Source organism: Streptococcus sp. GMD1S (genome assembly GCF_000296875.1).
Lineage (GTDB): Bacteria > Bacillota > Bacilli > Lactobacillales > Streptococcaceae > Streptococcus.
Genome location: NZ_AJQY01000097.1, coordinates 1 through 2,354, shown reverse-complemented (window position 1 = coordinate 2,354; position 2,354 = coordinate 1). Strand labels below are relative to the sequence as shown.

The following is a 2,354-nucleotide window of genomic DNA, read 5'->3' as shown; positions in this document are numbered from 1 at the left end:
AATACAAGATCTGGGATCCAGTCTTATGGACCATCTTGCCCTTGGTTTATATGATTTTTGCCTTGTTTAACGGCCTGGTCTTAAAACTCAATATTCCGAATTCCAAGGACAATCCCTTCCCATATTTCTTTTTAAATGTGAACAAGGGTTGGGACGTGGTTATCAAATGGTGTTTGATCATTTTTGCGGCCTATATGGTTGCAGGCTTCATCTTCTATCTGATCAAGCAAATCAAGCGAAAATAGTCTTCCTATTAGGAAAGTTAGGACGGAGTCTCTAGTTCAATCGGGCTCCTTCTTTTCTTGCCATCTTCCTTTTAAAAGGATAAACAGTGAGAAATATACAGAAAGAAAATTCATGAAACAATATTTAGAACGGGCTAGTATTTTGGCCCTCTCCCTCGTTTTGATTACCTCCTTTTCCATCTCAAGTGCTCTGCCAGCCATGTTTGACTACTATCAAGGCTACCCCAAGGAACAAATCGAGCTCCTGGTCAGTCTCCCTTCTTTTGGAATTATGATCATGCTGGTTTTAAATGGGTTTTTGGAGCGGTTGTTTCCTGAGAGACTTCAGATTAGTCTGGGACTTCTCATCCTTTCTATCGGTGGGACAGCCCCTTTCTGGTATCAGGAGTACAACTTTGTCTTTGCGATGCGGATTTTATTTGGCTTGGGTGTTGGGATGATCAATGCCAAGGCCATTTCCATCATCAGTGAACGCTATCATGGAAAGACACGGATCCAGATGTTGGGTCTTCGCGGATCAGCAGAAGTTGTCGGGGCATCGATTTTGACTCTAGTTGTAGGTCAACTCTTATCCTTGGGATGGACAGTGACCTTCTTGGCCTACAGTGCGGGGTTTTTAGTATTGATCCTTTATCTGCTCTTTGTCCCTTATGGGAAAGAAAAGAAAGAAACAAAGAGAAAAGAGACCGAAACGACTCGTTTGACAGGACAGATGAAAGGCTTAATTTTTCTATTGGCTGTCGAAGCAGCAGTAGTTGTCTGCACCAATACAGCTATCACCATTCGTATTCCTAGTCTGATGGTGGAAAGAGGTCTAGGGGATGCCCAGTTATCGAGCTTGGTTTTAAGTATCATGCAGTTGATTGGTATCTTGGCAGGTGTGAGTTTTTCTTTCTTTATCTCTCTGTTTAAAGAAAGGTTGCTCCTTTGGTCGGGTATCACCTTTGGATTGGGGCAGATTGTGATTGCCTTGTCTCCGTCATTGGGTGTGATGGTAGTTGGAAGTGTTGTGGCAGGTTTTTCCTACAGTGTGGCCTTGACCACTGTCTTTCAGCTTCTTTCTGAAAGAATACCAGCCAAGCTCCTTAATCAGGCAACATCTTTTGCAGTGCTAGGATGTAGCTTTGGGGCCTTTACGACACCTTTTATTCTTGGTGCGATTGGCTTGGTGACTCAAAACGGTATGTTGGTCTTCACCATTTTAGGATGTTGGTTGATTGTCACTTCTATCTTTGTTATGTACGCACTTCAAAAGAGAGCTTAGGATTGGTTTCCTAAGTTTTTCTTTTTGGGAATTTTGTACCCAGACAATTATTGGTTTTTAAACTTGTTTACACTTTTATTTCCTGATAAAATAGAAGTTATGACAAGATATAAAGCAATCATTTCCTATGATGGTTATGCCTTTTCTGGTTTTCAGCGCCAGCCTCATGCGCGGAGCGTTCAAGAGGAAATCGAAAAAACCTTAATGAGACTCAATAAGGGGCAAGCCATCACTGTTCATGGTGCTGGTAGGACGGATAGTGGGGTCCATGCTCTGGGACAGGTTATTCATTTTGATCTGCCCTATCAGATGGATGTGGAAAAACTCCGTTTTGCTCTGGATACCCAGTCACCAGAAGATATCGATGTGATTTCAATTAAGCTTGTGGCGGATGATTTTCATTGCCGTTATGCAAAACATAGCAAGACATATGAGTTTATCGTGGATAGGGGGCGTCCTAAAAATCCGATGCGCCGTCACTATGCTACTCACTTTCCCTATCCCCTCGATGTGGAGCGAATGCAGATAGCTGTCAAGAAATTAGAGGGAACCCATGATTTTACTGGGTTTACAGCATCTGGAACCAGTGTAGAGGACAAGGTTCGGACTATTACAGAAGCCAGCCTTAGTGTTGATGAGACAGGCCAATTTTTGACCTTTACCTTTTCAGGAAATGGTTTCTTGTATAAGCAGATTCGCAATATGGTGGGGACGCTGCTCAAAATAGGAAATAATCGAATGCCAGTTGAGCAGATTGACTTGATTTTGGAGAAGAAGGACAGAAAACTTGCAGGTCCAACGGCTGCACCGAATGGCTTGTATTTAAAGGAGATTCGTTATGAAGA

General features: G+C 42.7%; 2 protein-coding genes and 1 pseudogene. All 3 read left to right on the top strand.

Annotation, left to right across the window (positions count from 1 at the left end; all coding sequences use genetic code 11):
• Positions 1–245: pseudogene (locus GMD1S_RS07255) on the top strand (hypothetical protein); the annotation flags it as partial.
• A gap of 112 nt (positions 246–357) precedes the next feature.
• Complete coding sequence (locus tag GMD1S_RS07250; protein WP_000816261.1) at positions 358–1,509, top strand: MFS transporter; 1,152 nt, start codon at positions 358–360, stop codon at positions 1,507–1,509.
• A 99-nt stretch (positions 1,510–1,608) separates the two neighbouring features.
• A partial coding sequence (gene truA / locus GMD1S_RS07245) for a tRNA pseudouridine(38-40) synthase TruA (protein WP_000199158.1) occupies positions 1,609–2,354 on the top strand: 746 nt, incomplete at its 3' end.

What these genes read in the sequence shown, in the direction of transcription:
- GMD1S_RS07250 (WP_000816261.1), top strand. Translation starts at nt 358, where the DNA reads ATGAAACAATATTTAGAACGGGCTAGTATTTTGGCCCTCTCCCTCGTT.